Genomic DNA, 16,854 nt, shown 5'->3' on the forward strand with positions numbered 1-16,854 from the left:
GTGAATCATGGAGAAAAACACCTGTTCGTGTTAAACTGGAAAAAAAGGACTAAATATAAGGAAGGGTAACATATGAACAAACAACTGAAAGAAAAACTCGCCCTCCTTCCCGATCAGCCAGGGTGTTACTTAATGAAGGACCGTCAGCAGACAGTGATCTACGTAGGAAAAGCAAAAGTGCTGAAAAACAGAGTGCGCTCCTACTTTACCGGCTCTCATGACGCAAAAACACAGAGGCTTGTGACGGAAATCGAGGATTTTGAATATATCGTGACGTCCTCTAATCTTGAAGCGCTTATTTTAGAAATGAACTTGATTAAAAAGCATGATCCGAAATATAACGTCATGCTGAAAGACGATAAAACCTATCCTTTTATAAAACTCACCCATGAACGCCACCCAAGGCTGATTGTCACCCGCAACGTCAAAAAAGACAAAGGGCGCTATTTCGGACCGTATCCGAATGTGCAGGCCGCAAGGGAGACAAAAAAGCTGCTCGACCGTCTCTACCCTCTCAGAAAATGCTCCAAGCTCCCGGACAGAGTGTGCCTTTATTATCACCTCGGACAATGTCTCGCTCCGTGTGTAAAGGACATTTCAGAAGAGACAAACAGAGAACTGGTAGAGAGCATTACCCGTTTCTTAAGGGGCGGCTATAACGACGTCAAAAAAGAGCTTGAAGAGAAAATGCTTGAGGCGGCTGAGAACCTTGAGTTTGAACGGGCAAAGGAACTTCGTGACCAAATCGCTCATATCGATTCAACGATGGAAAAACAAAAAATGACCATGAACGACTTAGTCGACCGTGACGTATTCGCTTACGCTTATGATAAAGGCTGGATGTGCGTACAGGTCTTTTTCGTACGGCAAGGAAAGCTTATTGAACGTGACGTCAGCATGTTTCCGCTTTATCAGGAAGCAGATGAAGAGTTCCTTACCTTCATCGGGCAGTTCTATTCAAAAAACAACCATTTTCTGCCGAAGGAAATTTTAGTGCCGGACAGCGTTGATCAATCGATGATTGAGCAGCTGTTGGAAACAAACGTCCATCAGCCGAAAAAAGGGGCGAAGAAAGAATTGCTTATGCTGGCACATAAAAACGCAAAAATCGCGCTCAAAGAAAAATTCTCACTAATCGAACGTGACGAGGAGCGTTCATTCGGTGCTGTGCAGAAACTCGGAGACGCCTTAAATATTTATACCCCGCACAGAATCGAAGCGTTCGATAACTCGAATATACAAGGGACTAACCCGGTTTCGGCGATGATTGTGTTCATCGATGGCAAACCATACAAAAAGGAATACCGCAAGTACAAAATCAAAACTGTCACAGGGCCTGATGATTACGGCTCAATGAGAGAGGTTGTCAGACGAAGATATACGAGAGTGCTTCGTGAAAACCTGCCGCTGCCTGATCTGATCATTATAGACGGAGGGAAAGGCCAGATCAACGCGGCCCGTGATGTCGTTGAAAACGAACTCGGCCTGGACATCCCGATTGCCGGCTTGGCAAAGGATGATAAACACAGAACCTCCAATTTATTAATAGGTGATCCGCTTGAGGCGGTTTACCTTGAACGAAACAGCCAGGAATTTTACTTGCTTCAGCGCATTCAGGATGAGGTGCACCGGTTTGCGATCAGCTTCCACAGACAGATCCGCGGGAAAAGCGCATTTCAATCTGTTTTGGACGACATACCGGGTATCGGAGAAAAAAGAAAGAAAATGCTGTTAAAGCATTTCGGTTCCGTCAAAAAAATGAAGGAAGCAAGCCTTGAGGACATCAAAAAAGCAGGGGTTCCCGAAGCGCCGGCACAGCTGCTTTATGAAAAATTACAAAAATAATGTTGTCCTTTTGAAAAAGTTCTGATAAAATGTGAACTAATTTCATAATTAGATCGTGTAATATGGTGAAGATAGAGGTGCGAACTTCAAGAGTAAGCCTTTGGAGAAAGATGGATTCTGAGAAAAAGGCTGAAAGGGGAGCGTCGCCGAAGCAAATAAAACCCCATCGGTATTATTTGCTGGCCGTGCATTGAATAAATGTAAGGCTGTCAAGAAATCATTTTCTTGGAGGGCTATCTCGTTGTTCATAATCATCTTGATGATTAATTGATAAGCAATGAGAGCAATTCCTCTCATTGCTTTTTTTATTGTGGACAAAGCGCTCTTTCTCCTCACCCGCACGAACCAAAATGTAAAGGGTGGTTAACATGGGTCTCATTGTACAAAAATTCGGAGGTACTTCCGTCGGCTCAGTCGAAAAAATTCAAAATGCAGCAAATCGAGTCATTGCGGAAAAACAGAAGGGCCATCAAGTTGTCGTTGTCGTATCAGCTATGGGGAAATCCACTGATGCATTGGTCAGCCTTGCAAAAGACATCACTGATCAGCCGAGCAAACGTGAAATGGATATGCTGCTGGCAACAGGCGAGCAGGTCACCATTTCCCTGCTTTCCATGGCGCTGCAGGAAAAAGGCTATGACGCTGTTTCCTATACAGGATGGCAGGCGGGGATCCGTACCGAGGACGTCCATGGCAACGCCAGAATTACGGATATAAACACGTCTGTCTTAGAAAGCCAGCTTCAAAAGGGAAAAGTAGTTGTTGTGGCAGGATTTCAAGGCATGACAGACGACAGTGAAATCACGACTTTGGGCAGGGGCGGTTCAGACACAACAGCGGTGGCTTTGGCTGCCGCATTAAAAGCGGACAAATGTGATATTTATACGGACGTGCCCGGCGTGTTTACAACCGATCCGCGCTACGTGAAATCAGCGAGAAAGCTTGCTGGCATATCTTACGATGAAATGCTGGAGCTTGCCAATTTAGGCGCCAGTGTTCTTCATCCGAGAGCCGTTGAATTCGCGAAAAATTACCAAGTGCCGTTAGAAGTGCGTTCAAGTACAGAAACAGAAGCGGGAACATTAATTGAGGAGGAATCATCCATGGAGCAGAACCTTATCGTCAGAGGCATCGCGTTCGAAGATCAAATCACAAGGGTAACCATCTACGGGCTGACAAGCGGCCTGACCACTTTGTCTACCATTTTTACAACTCTTGCAAAACGAAACATTAATGTGGATATCATTATCCAAACGCAGGCGGGAGACCATGAGACCGGTATTTCCTTCTCTGTTAAATCAGAAGACGCGGACCAGGCTGTTGCCGTACTTGAAGAGTACAAAGACGCGCTTGAATTCGAAAAAATTGAGACAGAAAGCAAATTAGCCAAAGTATCCATTGTTGGATCAGGCATGGTATCAAATCCCGGTGTAGCGGCTGAAATGTTTGCTGTACTGGCGGAAAAAAACATATTAATCAAAATGGTCAGCACATCTGAAATCAAAGTTTCAACAGTAGTGAGCGAAAATGACATGGTAAAAGCGGTGGAAGCACTGCACGATGCGTTTGAACTCTCGAAACACCCTTCAGCTGTGTCATGACAACCAAAAAGGCGGGACTCATGCAGTCACCGCCTTTTTCATTAAACAGGGTCTTTCATATCCCATTTAACAGTCAGAACCACTTTATCGGCTCTCTTTTTTACTTGTTCGTATGATTCGGCAATCTGATCATTCATCAATTGAATTTGCTCGGCGATGAAGCCAGCTTCCAGCTGAAAGCAAGGTTCTTTCTGATATTTGAGCCGATTGGAAATGATCTGTCCTTCAAGCTCGAATTCTAGCTCCTGTTTCTTTGCGCTAACGTTTGTGAGGGTTCCCCAGCCTGCTTCTTCAAAGAAAGCCGGAAATTCCTCCCATGATTCAAGAGGAAACTTTCGGGCGAGATGTTTCCCTGCCCAATACATCATGGAAGAGTAATCTTGGCCAAGCATGTCTGGGAGAACAATCTCTCGTATCAGTTCATAGGCATAGGCGTTCATTTCAATTTCTTTTAGATTATGTATTGATGCTTCATATTTAGACTTCATATCTGTCTCCCCTCTCTCCTTCGTATATTATAGCCCAAACAGGGGGGAGGATTACAGAATGATCCTGTAATTCTCATGAAAAATTAAGAAAGAATTATATATTGATAAAATAAAATTTTTGAATCAACTAATCAATTCGGAAAATTAGAATTTATGTACGCGTTTTCTTGACGCCCTTTTGTGGTAGGAGTAAAATGAAATTGTCAATAAAACTTAATAAAGTGCTTACAATTGAAAGAAGTGGGGGAAGAGATTTAGCACATTTCGCACTTATCAAACAGGGGGTAAAGTAATGTCTGGGAACAGAGAGTTTTATTTTCGAAGATTGCATTCCTTGCTTGGCGTCATACCGGTCGGCATCTTTTTGATTCAGCATTTGGTCGTCAACCAGTTTGCCGCAAGGGGCGCGGAAGCATTCAATAATGCTGCTCATTTTATGGATAGTCTGCCTTTCAGGTATGCTCTGGAAATCTTTATTATTTTCTTACCTTTAATTTATCATGCAGTTTATGGTGTGTACATAGCGTTTACTGCGAAAAATAACGCAGGCCAATATAGCTATATGCGAAACTGGCTCTTTGTCCTGCAGCGTGTAACGGGTATCATCACCCTCATTTTTGTGAGCTGGCATGTGTGGGAAACACGCATTGCTGCACAGATGGGCGCTGAGGTTAATTTCGACATGATGGCGAATATCTTGAGCTCACCGGCTATGCTGGGCTTTTACATTGTAGGTGTACTATCAACCATTTTCCACTTCTCGAACGGTTTATGGTCTTTCGCTGTTACATGGGGCATCACGGTAACGCCTCGTTCTCAAAAAATTTCGACATACGTTACGCTGATTATTTTTGTTGCACTGTCTTACGTAGGCTTAAAAGCGATTTTTGCATTTGTATAAGAGAGTACTAGATTACTAGAGGGAGAGGGGCTATCATGAGTCAATCAAGCATTATCGTAGTCGGCGGGGGTCTTGCCGGCCTCATGGCGACAATTAAAGCAGCGGAATCAGGAATGGCGGTTAAGCTGTTTTCCATCGTTCCTGTGAAACGTTCTCATTCGGTTTGTGCCCAAGGCGGCATCAACGGAGCGGTCAATACAAAAGGGGAAGGTGACTCTCCGTGGGAACATTTTGACGATACTGTATACGGGGGAGACTTTCTTGCCAATCAGCCGCCGGTTAAGGCGATGTGTGAAGCGGCGCCGTCAATCATCCACTTATTAGACCGGATGGGCGTCATGTTTAACCGGACGCCTGAGGGGCTGCTTGATTTCCGCCGATTTGGGGGTACACAGCACCACAGAACAGCTTATGCAGGTGCGACGACTGGCCAGCAGCTGCTTTACGCTCTGGACGAGCAAGTGCGCAGATACGAGGTTGCAGGTCTGGTCACAAAATACGAAGGCTGGGAATTCCTTGGCGCTGTATTAGATGATGACAGAACCTGCCGCGGCATTGTCGCGCAAAACCTGACAAACATGCAAATTGAATCATTCCGTTCAGACGCTGTAATTATGGCGACGGGCGGACCGGGAATCATTTTCGGTAAATCCACAAACTCCATGATTAATACAGGGTCTGCTGCATCGATCGTTTATCAGCAGGGAGCGTATTATGCAAATGGAGAATTCATTCAGATCCACCCGACAGCCATACCGGGGGATGATAAATTAAGGCTGATGAGTGAATCTGCGCGCGGTGAAGGCGGACGTGTATGGACATACAAAGACGGTAAACCGTGGTATTTCCTTGAGGAAAAATACCCCGCTTATGGAAACTTGGTGCCGCGTGATATTGCGACACGCGAAATATTTGATGTGTGTGTGAATCAGAAACTCGGCATCAACGGCGAGAACATGGTATATCTCGATTTGTCTCATAAAGATCCAAAAGAGCTTGACATTAAGCTCGGCGGCATCATTGAAATTTATGAGAAGTTTATGGGAGACGATCCGCGCAAACTTCCGATGAAAATCTTCCCTGCGGTTCATTATTCAATGGGCGGCTTATGGGTTGATTACGATCAAATGACAAATATTCCGGGACTGTTTGCCGCTGGAGAATGTGATTACTCCATGCACGGCGGCAACCGCTTGGGAGCAAACTCCCTGCTCTCCGCGATTTACGGAGGAATGGTAGCCGGGCCGAATGCTGTTAAATATGTAAACGGCTTAGAATCTTCCGCAGAGGACATGTCTTCAGCGTTATTCGATGCCCACGTGAAAAAAGAAGAAGATAAATGGGCTGAGATTATGGATATGGACGGAAACGAAAATGCGTACGTCCTCCATAGAGAGCTCGGGGAATGGATGACGGCGAATGTGACGGTTGTCCGCCATAACGACAAGCTGTTGAAAACAGATGACAAAATTCAGGAGCTAATGGAGCGGTATAAAAAGATTAACATCAATGACACGACAAAATGGAGCAACCAGGGAGCTATGTTTACACGCCAGCTTTCAAACATGCTTCAGCTTGCCAGGGTGATTACACTGGGTGCATACAACCGTAATGAAAGCAGGGGCGCCCATTATAAACCGGATTTCCCTGAGCGTAATGACGATGAATGGCTCAAAACAACAATGGCTAAACATGTAAGCCCGTATGAAGCGCCGGAGTTTGAGTATCAGGATGTCGATGTATCACTGATAACGCCTCGGAAACGGGATTACTCGAAGAAGAAGGTGGCGAAATAATCATGAGTGAGAAAAAGACCATACGATTTATTATCACACGTCAAGATACACCCGACAGCACGCCTTACGATGAAGAATTTGAGATTCCATACCGCCCGAATCTGAACGTTATTTCCGCTCTAATGGAAATCCGCCGGAATCCGGTTAACGTGAAAGGTGAAAAGACGACTCCTGTTACTTGGGATATGAACTGTCTTGAAGAAGTATGCGGCGCATGTTCAATGGTCATAAACGGAAAGCCCCGCCAGTCGTGTACGGCGCTTGTTGACCAGCTTGAACAGCCGATCCGCTTAAAACCGATGAAAACATTCCCGGTCGTGCGTGATTTGCAGGTTGACCGCAGCAGAATGTTTAATTCGCTGAAAAAAGTAAAGGCGTGGATACCGATCGACGGCACGTATGATTTAGGGCCGGGACCGAGAATGCCGGAAAAACGCCGCCAGTGGGCATATGAATTATCAAAATGCATGACGTGCGGTGTCTGCCTGGAAGCCTGCCCGAATGTAAACAGCAAATCGAAATTCATGGGGCCTGCTCCGATGTCTCAGGTCCGTTTGTTTAACGCCCATCCGACAGGTGCCATGAACAAATCTGACCGGCTGGAAGCACTGATGGAAGAAGGGGGCCTTGCAGACTGCGGCAACTCGCAAAACTGCGTTCAATCCTGCCCGAAAGGCATTCCGCTGACCACTTCTATCGCTGCCTTAAACAGGGATACAAACTTACAAGCATTCCGCAATTTCTTCGGAAGCGACAGAGTATAAGAAGAAAAAACCTCTTCCGCATGGGAGAGGTTTTTTTAACAATAAGGAGATGAGTGAAATGAAGCTTCCTGCTTACATTGACATGCCGTTTCAAAAATGGAAAGAATCCTTTTCTTTTTTTAATGAAGTTTCTGTACGATTTTCTGAGACAGATATGTTTGGACATATGAATAATGTAATCCCTTTCATCTATTTTGAAGAAGCGAGGATATCTTATTTTAAACATTTGAATATGATGAAACAAAATAAGCAAACCATGACCGTCGTCGCCAGTCAGCAATGTGATTATCTGCGCCAAGTCATGCCTTATGAAGACTTGCGTATTTATGTGAAAACAAGCGCTGTCGGCAGTTCATCCCTCACCTTGCATTACCTCGGAGAAAATCGCGTAGGGGAGCCCTGCTTCACCGGAGCTGTTGTCATGGTTCAAGTGTCAAAGGAAAGCGGAAAGGCTGTCAGCTGGACGGATGAGGAGAAAGAAAAGCTTCTCCATACACCATAAACTAATTCTTCTGTAAACGTCACCTCCTGAGCCCTCCTGACATATGATATCTTGACTATATCAAAACCCATTCGTTTCAGATTCGCTCTCACCTTAGCAAGGAGGGTTACAATACTTGAAGGAGAAAGAATTTCAATCGAAGCCGCTGCTAACGAAAAGAGAAAGAGAAGTGTTCGAATTGCTCGTTCAAGATAAGACAACAAAGGAGATTGCAAGCGAGCTATTTATCAGTGAGAAAACCGTTCGAAACCATATTTCAAATGCCATGCAGAAATTGGGTGTGAAAGGGCGTTCGCAAGCCGTTGTTGAGCTTCTTAGAATGGGTGAGCTAGAGCTTTAATCCTTGCCGGTATTCCTTCTTTTCAGGAGGGAGCCGGTTATTGCTGTTTGTTTGAAAAGTTCCGAATTCCTATTTTAAACTAGGATGATACGACATAAAACGAGATTTCAATTTGCTTTCATTTGCCTAATGTCCCTCTATTTCTCGTCCCGCGAGTCTTGCATTTTCTATAAAAAAGAAGGAAAATAGACACGGAACGCTTTTGTGCGTAAGAGATCCTTGAGTGAGGGATGGACAAATGACATCAAAACCTTTGGAGCATGTTGCGGACATTGAAAAGTCGCTCCGCCACATTGCCGCGATCATTAAACAAAAAGGAAGAGAAATCCTAAACCAATACGCAATTACGCCGCCGCAATTTGTCGGTCTGCAATGGCTTTATGAATTAGGAGACATGACGATTGGCGAACTATCGGGGAAAATGTATCTGGCATGCAGCACGACGACGGATCTCATCGACCGTATGCAAAAAAATGAGCTTGTCGAGCGGGTAAAGGACCCGGCGGACAGACGTGTCGTCAGGATACACCTTCTGCCAGAAGGAGAACGCATTATCCAAGAAGTCATTACAAAAAGGCAGGAATACCTGCGTGATATGTTCGAAACGTTTACAGATGAAGAAATAGCCATCTTCGAAAAATCATTGATGAAACTGCAGCTAGAAATGAAGAGAAAATGAGGCGATTTTGTTGGAACAACCAATAGGAGTCATTGATTCCGGGGTTGGCGGTTTAACCGTTGCAAAGGAAATCATGAGACAGCTACCAAAAGAAAATATAATCTATGTAGGGGATACGAAACGGTGTCCGTACGGGCCGCGTCCTGAAGAAGAAGTGCTTCAATACACGCGGGAGCTGACAAATTATTTGTTGAAAAACCACCACATTAAGATGCTGGTGATCGCCTGCAACACCGCGACAGCAATTGCACTGGAAGACATCCAGCGCGACGTCGATATTCCGGTGGTCGGGGTGATTCAGCCTGGTGCGCGGGCAGCGATAAAAGTGACGGGAAATCAGCATATCGGTGTGATTGGCACAGAAAATACCATTAAGAGCAATGCTTATGAAGAAGCCCTTCTGGCATTAAATGCCGAACTGAAGGTTGAAAATCTTGCCTGTCCGCTGCTTGTGCCGTTTGTGGAGAGCGGAAAGTTTCTGGACAAAACAGCAGACGAGATTGTCAAAACATCACTATCTCCATTAAAAGATACATCGATTGACTCGCTGATTTTAGGCTGCACCCATTACCCTATTTTAAAAGACGCGATTCAAAGATATATGGGAGAGCATGTGAATATTATTTCGTCAGGCGATGAAACAGCCCGGGAAGTAAGTACGATTCTATCGTATAAAGGACTGCTGAATCAATCTTCGTTTACCCCGAATCATCAATTCCTGACTACAGGAGAACGGGATCAGTTTGCGAAAATAGCAGATGACTGGTTTGGCCATGAAGTAGGTCACGTAGAATGCATCTCTTTGCGAGAACCAATTAGAAGATAGTTTTGCCCCGCAACGGCGTGTTGCGGGTTTTTTGTGTTTTTAATGGAATTCATCGGTCTATTTCCCGCTGAGGCTCGTATACATAGTAGTACAAACAGCCTTAGGAGGGAAAAGTATGCTGAAAAAAGGACCTGCAGTCATTGGTGCCACTTGTCTCACCTCTGCCTTGCTTTTATCCGGGTGCGGTTTATTTCAATCCGATAAGACAGCTGAGGAAATCGATCCGCCTCAAGACGTTACATACGTAAATGATGAAGCGGGGACCGATTCAAATACAACAGCAGCCGAAAAAACAAAAAATGAAAAAAGTGATACCGAAAAAGCGAATCAGGACTCTTCTACAGTGATGAGGGAGCTTTATCTCATTGATAAAAACGGTTATGTCGTTGCGCAAACGATGCCTCTTCCGAAAAGTGAAGGAACGGCTAAGCAGGCGCTTGAATACCTTGTGCAGGGCGGGCCTGTGTCAGAGATTCTGCCGAATGGCTTCAGAGCCGTTTTGCCGGCTGACACAACTGTTAACGTAGACATCAAAAAAGATGGCACTGCTATAGCGGACTTCTCGAAAGAATTTAAAAACTATAAGAAGGAAGATGAACAGAAAATCGTCCAATCGGTGACGTGGACGCTGACTCAATTCAGTTCAATTGATAAAGTGAAGCTGAGAATCAACGGCCATGAACTGAAGGAAATGCCTGTAGGCGATACGCCGATCTCAGACGATTTAAGCCGTAAGGACGGGATTAATTTGGAAACTGCCGGCGTCAATGATCTCACTGCTACACATCCGCTGACTGTCTATTATTTAGCGGAAAACGATGACAGTGAATATTACGTGCCGGTAACAAAACGAATTGACAATTCCAAAACAGACGACATTACAGCGGCTATTAATGAACTGGCTGAGGGCCCGAGCAAGGCGAGCGGCCTGTTGACGGATTTCAGCGAAGATGTGAAGCTGGTCAGTAAGCCGAAAATCAAAGATGGACGTGTAACGCTAGATTTTAATCAATCCATTTTCGGAAGCGCCGATGAAAAGACGAAAATGATTTCTTCAGAAGTGCTCAACAGCATTGTGCTGACTTTAACAGAGCAGCCGGATGTAAAAAGCGTATCCGTTAAAGTGAACGGGAAAGCCGAGCTCGTGAACGAAAAAGGCGAAAAACTTTCAGAAGCGGTATCCAGACCGTCTCAAGTGAATACGGGTAGTTTTTAAATTGGGATTTTTGATATACTAGAAAGAAAGAGGTTAGCGTTCCGGCTGCCTCTTTCTTTATTCAATTCCGGGACAAAAATGGTTTATGTACATACAATCGGAGGTAAAACATGAGACATGACGGAAGACAACATGATGAGCTGCGTCCAATTACATTTGATTTGGACTTTATCAGCCATCCGGAAGGGTCTGTTCTAATAACAGCGGGAAATACAAAAGTAATCTGCAACGCATCTGTAGAGGATCGCGTACCACCGTTTTTGCGGGGCGGAGGCAAAGGGTGGATTACAGCTGAGTACAGCATGCTGCCGCGGGCTACAAATCAAAGAACGATCAGAGAATCTTCCAAAGGGAAAATTTCCGGCAGAACGATGGAAATTCAGCGTTTGATCGGCCGCGCGCTTCGGGCAGTCGTTGATTTAGAGAAACTGGGTGAACGTACGATTTGGATTGACTGTGATGTCATTCAGGCGGACGGAGGAACAAGAACGGCTTCCATTACCGGAGCATATCTTGCCATGGCAATCGCAATTGGCAAGCTGCTCAAAGCGCGAACGATTAAAACAAACCCGCTCACTGATTTCCTGGCAGCAATTTCTGTCGGAATTGATAAAGAGCAGGGAATTTTGTTAGATTTAAATTATGAAGAAGATTCTGCTGCTGAAGTTGATATGAATGTCATCATGACAGGCAGCGGCCGCTTTGTGGAGCTTCAGGGAACAGGGGAAGAGGCAACCTTTTCACGTGAGGATCTGAATGGGCTTCTCGGTCTTGCAGAAAAAGGCATTCAGGAACTGATTGACAAGCAAAAAGAAGTGCTGGGCGATTCTCTTCCAGAGCTGAAATAATGACAGAAAGGCTTGATCATCATGAAAGAAGCAATTATTGCGACTCACAATCCGGGAAAAGTGAAGGAATTTAAAGAAATCCTCGAGCCTAGAGGGTACGAGGTAAAATCATTAGCTGAAATCGGATTTACAGAAGAGATAGAAGAAACAGGCCATACGTTTGAAGAAAATGCGATTCTAAAAGCGGAAGCGGTGGCAAAAGCAGTGAACAAAATGGTCATTGCAGACGACTCGGGTTTGTCCGTTGATAATTTAGGAGGCCGCCCCGGCGTCTATTCAGCACGATATGCAGGGGAACAGAAAGATGACCAGGCGAATATCGATAAAGTGCTGAGCGAGCTGAAAGGCATCGAAAAAGAGCAGCGTACGGCCCGTTTTCGCTGCGCGCTTGCCGTGAGTATTCCGGGAGAGGAAACAAAAACGGTTGAGGGGCATGTTGAAGGGTATATTGCCGAGGAGCCGAAAGGAGAATACGGCTTTGGCTATGACCCCATCTTTATCGTCAAAGATAAAGATAAGACAATGGCAGAGCTGACAAGTGATGAAAAAAATAAAATCAGCCACAGGGCTGACGCACTTAAAAAGCTGTCGAAGCTGTTGGAGGCATAAGGGGGAGCGTATATATGAACGTGCTGATTATCAGTGACAGCCATGGGCTTGAAGAAGAACTCCAAACCATAGCGAAACGTCATGAAGCGGATGTTGATCTCATGATTCATTGCGGAGACTCCGAGCTTGAAACCGGCCATCCGGCGTTAGAGCCTTATTCCGTTGTAAAAGGCAATTGTGATTTTATAAGCGATTTTAAGGACGAGCTCCTGCTGACGGCCGGTTCCAAAAAAATATTGGTTACGCACGGGCACCTTCATGGTATTAAACAGACCTTGCTAAACGTATACTATCGTGCAGAGGAGCTTGGAGCGGAAATCATTTGCTTCGGGCATTCACACATCGCAGGAAGCGAAATGCTGCGCGGAAAACTGATGATTAATCCAGGCAGCATCCGCCTTCCAAGGGTGCGCAGCACAGAAAGCTATGCTATACTGTCTTTAGAAAATGATACAGCAACCGTGCGTTTTTATAACCAAGCAGGCGATGAAATCATTGATTTGCAACACCGTGTAACCCTATGAAATATCACATGAGGAAGAAAATTTTCTTCCTCATGAAAAAAATTCTAAAAAACCGTTGACTTATCATTGCAACCCATATATAATAAATCTTGTCGCTGATAGTTAAAGCGAAAACAAAAAAACAAACCGTGTCCCAGTAGCTCAGCTGGATAGAGCAACGGCCTTCTAAGCCGTCGGTCGGGAGTTCGAATCTCTCCTGGGACGTACCAAGAAAAAACCTCAAATCCTTTAAGGATTTGAGGTTTTTGTTTATGATGCTTATTTGTTATTTAACGTATCATCATCCAGGTCGCGGACATTTCCTTCTTTATTCAGACGAGGTTCTTCTTTTTTTACAGTTTCAGAAATATGCTCATTTTCTTCGACAGTCCGTTTCCCGATAACCACTTCATCCGTAACAACGGGTTTTTTGGTCACTTCAAGCTTTTCCTCAACGATAGGAACTCTGACCGTTTCTGAGTCATTTACGGGAGAAGCGTCTGCCGTGTTTTCATCCACCGGACGGCGTTCAACGTAAATTTCATCATGTCTTACCGGAACGTCTATATCTCTTTGTTCTGTTTTGACTTCTTTTCCGATTTCCACTTCACCGGTTTGGATATCTTCTTTATCCACTTTCAGCTGTTCTTCTCGAAGCGGCAGGGTCTTTTCTTCTTTTGTTGTATAATCCACTGTCTCATTTGCATTTGCAAAGCCGCCTGAAAGGGCATTGCCGTTATCAATAGGCGTATCTAAGTCTGCGTCTGTATCAACGGCTACGAGAAGTTTTCCGTCATCCAGGTCCTCTTGGTACTTGTCTATTTCGTCATTTGAGATATCCAGGTCTGATAATACTTTGCTGTGTGCGCCTGTATCATCCATTGTGAAATAATCTTTCAGTTTATCGAAAAAGGATTCAGAATCACTATCATTTGCTTCAAGGGCTTGATTTACTTCTGTCCCTGTACGAGATTCGAGATAATCGGTATCCCGGCGATTTGTGACAACAGAAATATCGTCAGAATCATACCCCTTTGTTAGTAAGCCTTCAATCACTGCAATGGTCTCTTGTGGAGTTTCGTATACACCAACTACACTTTTTGTCATATTAATCTCCTCCTTTATGAATTTGCATTATATCGTTCATGTCGTTTGTAATTCCCGCTGTTCTTTAAAATAAACAAGATTGAAAACATCCGAGTTTTTTTAGAGAAAACTCGTATTATAATTTCCTGAAAAATGAATATACAGGAAAAGATATGAAAGAAATCGTAGTCTTGCCGATATTTGTTATGTGAAACAATTAAATAAAGGAGTGTTTTCTTTTGAAAAAATGGTTCATTGTTTTTTTCTTATTCATGATTACGCTGTTTCAATCGCTCCAAACAGTTAGCGCGGAAACAGTTGAATGGAAAGAAAGAGCAGATTTGCCTGAGCCGCGTGTCGGCGCAAGCAGCGGTGTAGTTGATGGAAAGATATATGTGATAGGTGGCGGAACTGTAAAACCAGGTACTTATGGGAATCAAACGTTTGTCTATGATCCTAAAACAAATGAATGGACAAGAAAAGCCGACATGCCCACAGCGAGGGGGGGAGCTGCATCAGTTACTGTAGATGGGAAAATTTATGTCTTGGGCGGAATGTCAAACGATGGAGCTGTCAACACAATAGAAGTATATGATCCAAAAAAAGACACGTGGGAAAAATTAGATGATCTTCCTTTTGAAAGAAAGGTTCCAGCCTATCAAATATACGCTGAAGTTATAGGAAAGAAAATTTACGTGGTAGGCTTCGAAAATAGGTTTGATGGAACCACTTACAGTTATGATCTCGAAACGAAGAAATGGGAGAAAAAACAGATATTGAAAAATTATGAAGTAACTGGAGCTTCTACAGCAGTAATTGATAATAAACTATATTTACTTGGCGGAACGCATTATAATCCCCAAATCGTTTATGTTTATGATCCAGAAAAAGATACGTGGGTAAAAAATGGTACCGGATTCACAGCAGGGTATTATTCTGCTCTTGCTTACAAAGGAAAAATTCTGATGACAGGAGGTGTAAGCCGAATTAGAGTGTACGATCCTAAAAGTCAATCAGTTACATCAGTGACAAATCCGAAAGCTTTATACAGAATGGCGCATTCTTCTGCCATTATTGATGATACGCTTTACGTAATTGGTGGAAGAGAAGAAAACTCCAGTTTTGGTGGAAGTTTTGGTGATAATGCAAATTCTAACATTAAATCAGTTATATCTATTTCGTTAAAAGATTTAAACATACCATCCGATTCAGAGGAAACTCCGAGAGATAAGGATAAAGGATCAACAACAACACCTTCTGAGGATAATTCAGCAGAAGACGGAGACGCCCTCCTTGTTGTCACCATGGTAAACGGTTTGCAAAAAGAATATCAGCTGTCCATGAAAGAAGTGAACGGTTTCCTCAAATGGTATAAGCAGCGTGATGCTGGAGAGGGACCGGGCTTTTATGAAATTGATGAGCATGACAACAACAAAGGGCCTTTTGAAAGTAAAAAGGATTATGTTGTGTTTAAAAATATTTTGATGTACGAAGTGAATAAATATAAATAATAATTCAATCATCCAGTACAATGCTGGATGGTTTTTTTGTGTGATAAGCAATCGAGAAAGTTGTCTAGAGGAAAAACGTAGCAGATTGCTAATGTAGAATGCTGCCTAGATAGCAGAAGATGAATTGTAACCACAAAAAAAGACAGATAAGACAGAAACATAGTCCCGCACTTATCTATCCTTTATATTTCACAATTCCTTTGTCATAAACACGCTGTTCGGATCTTCCGTGTAGTCTGCAAACGGCTGGCAATACCGGAAACTGAAGCTTTCATAAAGTTTTCTTGCCGGCTCGAAAGAAGCCATCGACCCCGTTTCCAAACTCAAGCGCTGATAGCCGCGCCGCTTGGCTTCTTCTATAATGTGCTGAAGAACCTTGCTGGCGACGCCCTTTCTTAAATGGGAAGAAGAGGTTCGCATCGACTTAATTTCTCCATGCCGGCGGTCCAGTTCTTTTAGTGCTCCGCAGCCGGCCAATTCATTGTCGTCCCATGCGCTCCAAAATGTAATCTCAGGTTTTTTCAGCCTCTCTATGTCCAGGGCATGAATACTTTCAGCCGGAGACATGAGAGTCATGCTATGTAAATGCTCACTTACTAATTCGATCACTTGATGTCCGGTCAAATCATCTACTTTAATATGCAAAATGAATTCCTCCTCAAAAACCGTCACTCTGAACATACTTATCCTTTATCTTAAAATATATCCTTTTTGCTTCCAAATAGTAAGATAGGAAACCTCACATTCTATTAGCTTTATGTAAAGATGAATAAATTAATAAGTGCCGAACATAGATGTTCGGCACCTGATGATATTTAATATCGAAATCCTCCGTGTACACCAGATGCTCCGCTGAACCCTCCGGCGTGCGTCGCCGGGATACTAAAACCGCCGCCATGGCCACTATAGCCGGCACCTGAAAATTGCTGCCCGTAAAATCCTGAAGCATATGGAAATGAAGAGTACATAGCAGATGGGGTGCTTAGCGGGCTGTATGTCTGACTGAACGGCTGTCCGTATCCAAAGCCTCCAAACGGCTGGTGGCCTTGCTGATAAAAGCTAGGGGCTGCGGGATAAAATGGCTGGGGAAAGCTTGGAAAACCCACGGGAAATCCTTGGATGTCTGCAAATGATTTATTCATCGTATCACCTTTTCTTTGCAAGATAACACCAGTGTATGACGGAAAATAATGAAAGAGCCTATCCGAACTGAAATTGTTTTTTTGCGAGAAGATCTTTCATATAGACGTCTCATCGAAACAATAACACGTTATATTATGTGACATATTTATATGAAATTGAAAAATTCGAGTGTAAACTTGATAGATTAATAAAAAAA

Annotated in this window: 18 protein-coding genes, 1 tRNA gene and 1 riboswitch; of the genes, 15 read left to right on the forward strand and 4 right to left on the reverse strand. The window is 43.8% G+C overall.

Going from position 1 to position 16,854, the window contains the following annotated elements:
• Positions 1-72: 72 nt before the first annotated feature.
• Together uvrC and V6D42_RS01245 are read left to right on the forward strand one after the other, a co-directional pair.
• On the forward strand, positions 73-1,845 hold the full coding sequence (gene uvrC / locus V6D42_RS01240; RefSeq protein WP_333512146.1) for an excinuclease ABC subunit UvrC: 1,773 nt from the start codon (positions 73-75) through the stop codon (positions 1,843-1,845).
• Between the two features lie 64 nt (positions 1,846-1,909).
• A riboswitch (Lysine riboswitch) is annotated at positions 1,910-2,089 on the forward strand.
• Positions 2,090-2,213: 124 nt separating this feature from the next.
• The gene (locus tag V6D42_RS01245; RefSeq protein ID WP_333512147.1) at positions 2,214-3,446 is read left to right on the forward strand and encodes an aspartate kinase; all 1,233 of its coding nucleotides are present in this window, start codon (positions 2,214-2,216) and stop codon (positions 3,444-3,446) included.
• A 41-nt stretch (positions 3,447-3,487) separates the two neighbouring features.
• On the opposite strand, the gene V6D42_RS01250 is transcribed toward V6D42_RS01245, so the two are convergent.
• The gene (locus V6D42_RS01250; RefSeq protein ID WP_010335208.1) at positions 3,488-3,934 is read right to left on the reverse strand and encodes a YslB family protein; all 447 of its coding nucleotides are present in this window, start codon (positions 3,932-3,934) and stop codon (positions 3,488-3,490) included.
• 292 nt (positions 3,935-4,226) lie between these two features.
• Between V6D42_RS01250 and sdhC the strand changes: the two genes are divergently transcribed.
• The 12 genes from sdhC to V6D42_RS01310 all read left to right on the forward strand — a co-directional run bounded on the left by sdhC (position 4,227) and on the right by V6D42_RS01310 (position 13,143).
• Complete coding sequence (gene sdhC / locus V6D42_RS01255; protein ID WP_333512148.1) at positions 4,227-4,835, forward strand: succinate dehydrogenase cytochrome B558; 609 nt, start codon at positions 4,227-4,229, stop codon at positions 4,833-4,835.
• Between the two features lie 35 nt (positions 4,836-4,870).
• Positions 4,871-6,631 (forward strand): succinate dehydrogenase flavoprotein subunit, encoded by a 1,761-nt coding sequence (gene sdhA, locus V6D42_RS01260; RefSeq protein WP_333512149.1) that lies wholly within the window; start codon positions 4,871-4,873, stop codon positions 6,629-6,631.
• A gap of 2 nt (positions 6,632-6,633) precedes the next feature.
• Positions 6,634-7,395: a succinate dehydrogenase iron-sulfur subunit gene (sdhB, locus tag V6D42_RS01265; RefSeq protein WP_010335203.1), complete on the forward strand. Its 762-nt coding sequence runs from the start codon at positions 6,634-6,636 to the stop codon at positions 7,393-7,395.
• 58 nt (positions 7,396-7,453) lie between these two features.
• Entirely contained in the window at positions 7,454-7,897 is a 444-nt protein-coding gene (locus V6D42_RS01270; protein ID WP_333512150.1) for an acyl-CoA thioesterase, read from the forward strand.
• 115 nt (positions 7,898-8,012) lie between these two features.
• Positions 8,013-8,237 (forward strand): spore germination transcription factor GerE, encoded by a 225-nt coding sequence (gerE, locus tag V6D42_RS01275; RefSeq protein ID WP_003184172.1) that lies wholly within the window; start codon positions 8,013-8,015, stop codon positions 8,235-8,237.
• Positions 8,238-8,475: 238 nt separating this feature from the next.
• Positions 8,476-8,916: a MarR family winged helix-turn-helix transcriptional regulator gene (locus V6D42_RS01280; RefSeq protein ID WP_333512151.1), complete on the forward strand. Its 441-nt coding sequence runs from the start codon at positions 8,476-8,478 to the stop codon at positions 8,914-8,916.
• 7 nt (positions 8,917-8,923) lie between these two features.
• A complete protein-coding gene (gene racE, locus V6D42_RS01285) occupies positions 8,924-9,742 on the forward strand; it encodes a glutamate racemase (RefSeq protein ID WP_326128808.1) in 819 nt (272 codons plus the stop codon).
• Positions 9,743-9,857: 115 nt separating this feature from the next.
• Positions 9,858-10,958: a GerMN domain-containing protein gene (locus tag V6D42_RS01290; protein WP_333512152.1), complete on the forward strand. Its 1,101-nt coding sequence runs from the start codon at positions 9,858-9,860 to the stop codon at positions 10,956-10,958.
• Positions 10,959-11,068: 110 nt separating this feature from the next.
• Positions 11,069-11,806, forward strand: coding sequence for a ribonuclease PH (rph, locus tag V6D42_RS01295; protein ID WP_333512153.1), 738 nt, complete (start codon positions 11,069-11,071; stop codon positions 11,804-11,806).
• A gap of 12 nt (positions 11,807-11,818) precedes the next feature.
• A complete protein-coding gene (locus tag V6D42_RS01300; RefSeq protein WP_168748466.1) occupies positions 11,819-12,415 on the forward strand; it encodes an XTP/dITP diphosphatase in 597 nt (198 codons plus the stop codon).
• 14 nt (positions 12,416-12,429) lie between these two features.
• Positions 12,430-12,939 (forward strand): YfcE family phosphodiesterase, encoded by a 510-nt coding sequence (locus V6D42_RS01305; protein WP_333512154.1) that lies wholly within the window; start codon positions 12,430-12,432, stop codon positions 12,937-12,939.
• Positions 12,940-13,069: 130 nt separating this feature from the next.
• Positions 13,070-13,143 (forward strand) — tRNA-Arg (locus tag V6D42_RS01310).
• A 54-nt stretch (positions 13,144-13,197) separates the two neighbouring features.
• Here the strand turns inward: V6D42_RS01310 and V6D42_RS01315 are convergent.
• Positions 13,198-14,025, reverse strand: coding sequence for a YsnF/AvaK domain-containing protein (locus V6D42_RS01315; RefSeq protein ID WP_268505198.1), 828 nt, complete (start codon positions 14,023-14,025; stop codon positions 13,198-13,200).
• Positions 14,026-14,243: 218 nt separating this feature from the next.
• On the opposite strand from V6D42_RS01315, the gene V6D42_RS01320 reads away from it, so the two are divergent.
• On the forward strand, positions 14,244-15,515 hold the full coding sequence (locus tag V6D42_RS01320) for a Kelch repeat-containing protein (protein WP_333512155.1): 1,272 nt from the start codon (positions 14,244-14,246) through the stop codon (positions 15,513-15,515).
• 189 nt (positions 15,516-15,704) lie between these two features.
• Here the strand turns inward: V6D42_RS01320 and V6D42_RS01325 are convergent, their stop codons facing one another.
• The gene (locus tag V6D42_RS01325) at positions 15,705-16,160 is read right to left on the reverse strand and encodes a GNAT family N-acetyltransferase (protein ID WP_333512156.1); all 456 of its coding nucleotides are present in this window, start codon (positions 16,158-16,160) and stop codon (positions 15,705-15,707) included.
• Positions 16,161-16,330: 170 nt separating this feature from the next.
• Positions 16,331-16,657: an inner spore coat protein CotQ gene (gene cotQ / locus V6D42_RS01330; RefSeq protein WP_333512157.1), complete on the reverse strand. Its 327-nt coding sequence runs from the start codon at positions 16,655-16,657 to the stop codon at positions 16,331-16,333.
• Positions 16,658-16,854: the final 197 nt, after the last annotated feature.

Origin of the sequence: Bacillus sp. 0909A, assembly GCF_036765115.1 — a bacterium.
GTDB lineage: Bacteria > Bacillota > Bacilli > Bacillales > Bacillaceae > Bacillus > Bacillus mojavensis.

Bases quoted from the DNA above. Each gene is read 5' to 3' on its own strand.
- uvrC (WP_333512146.1), top strand. From the start codon at position 73: ATGAACAAACAACTGAAAGAAAAACTCGCCCTCCTTCCCGATCAGCCA.
- sdhB (WP_010335203.1), top strand. From the start codon at position 6,634: ATGAGTGAGAAAAAGACCATACGATTTATTATCACACGTCAAGATACA.
- V6D42_RS01305 (WP_333512154.1), top strand. From the start codon at position 12,430: ATGAACGTGCTGATTATCAGTGACAGCCATGGGCTTGAAGAAGAACTC.
- V6D42_RS01290 (WP_333512152.1), top strand. From the start codon at position 9,858: ATGCTGAAAAAAGGACCTGCAGTCATTGGTGCCACTTGTCTCACCTCT.
- V6D42_RS01270 (WP_333512150.1), top strand. From the start codon at position 7,454: ATGAAGCTTCCTGCTTACATTGACATGCCGTTTCAAAAATGGAAAGAA.
- sdhC (WP_333512148.1), top strand. From the start codon at position 4,227: ATGTCTGGGAACAGAGAGTTTTATTTTCGAAGATTGCATTCCTTGCTT.
- V6D42_RS01280 (WP_333512151.1), top strand. From the start codon at position 8,476: ATGACATCAAAACCTTTGGAGCATGTTGCGGACATTGAAAAGTCGCTC.
- V6D42_RS01250 (WP_010335208.1), bottom strand. From the start codon at position 3,934: ATGAAGTCTAAATATGAAGCATCAATACATAATCTAAAAGAAATTGAA.
- rph (WP_333512153.1), top strand. From the start codon at position 11,069: ATGAGACATGACGGAAGACAACATGATGAGCTGCGTCCAATTACATTT.
- sdhA (WP_333512149.1), top strand. From the start codon at position 4,871: ATGAGTCAATCAAGCATTATCGTAGTCGGCGGGGGTCTTGCCGGCCTC.
- cotQ (WP_333512157.1), bottom strand. From the start codon at position 16,657: ATGAATAAATCATTTGCAGACATCCAAGGATTTCCCGTGGGTTTTCCA.
- V6D42_RS01245 (WP_333512147.1), top strand. From the start codon at position 2,214: ATGGGTCTCATTGTACAAAAATTCGGAGGTACTTCCGTCGGCTCAGTC.
- V6D42_RS01315 (WP_268505198.1), bottom strand. From the start codon at position 14,025: ATGACAAAAAGTGTAGTTGGTGTATACGAAACTCCACAAGAGACCATT.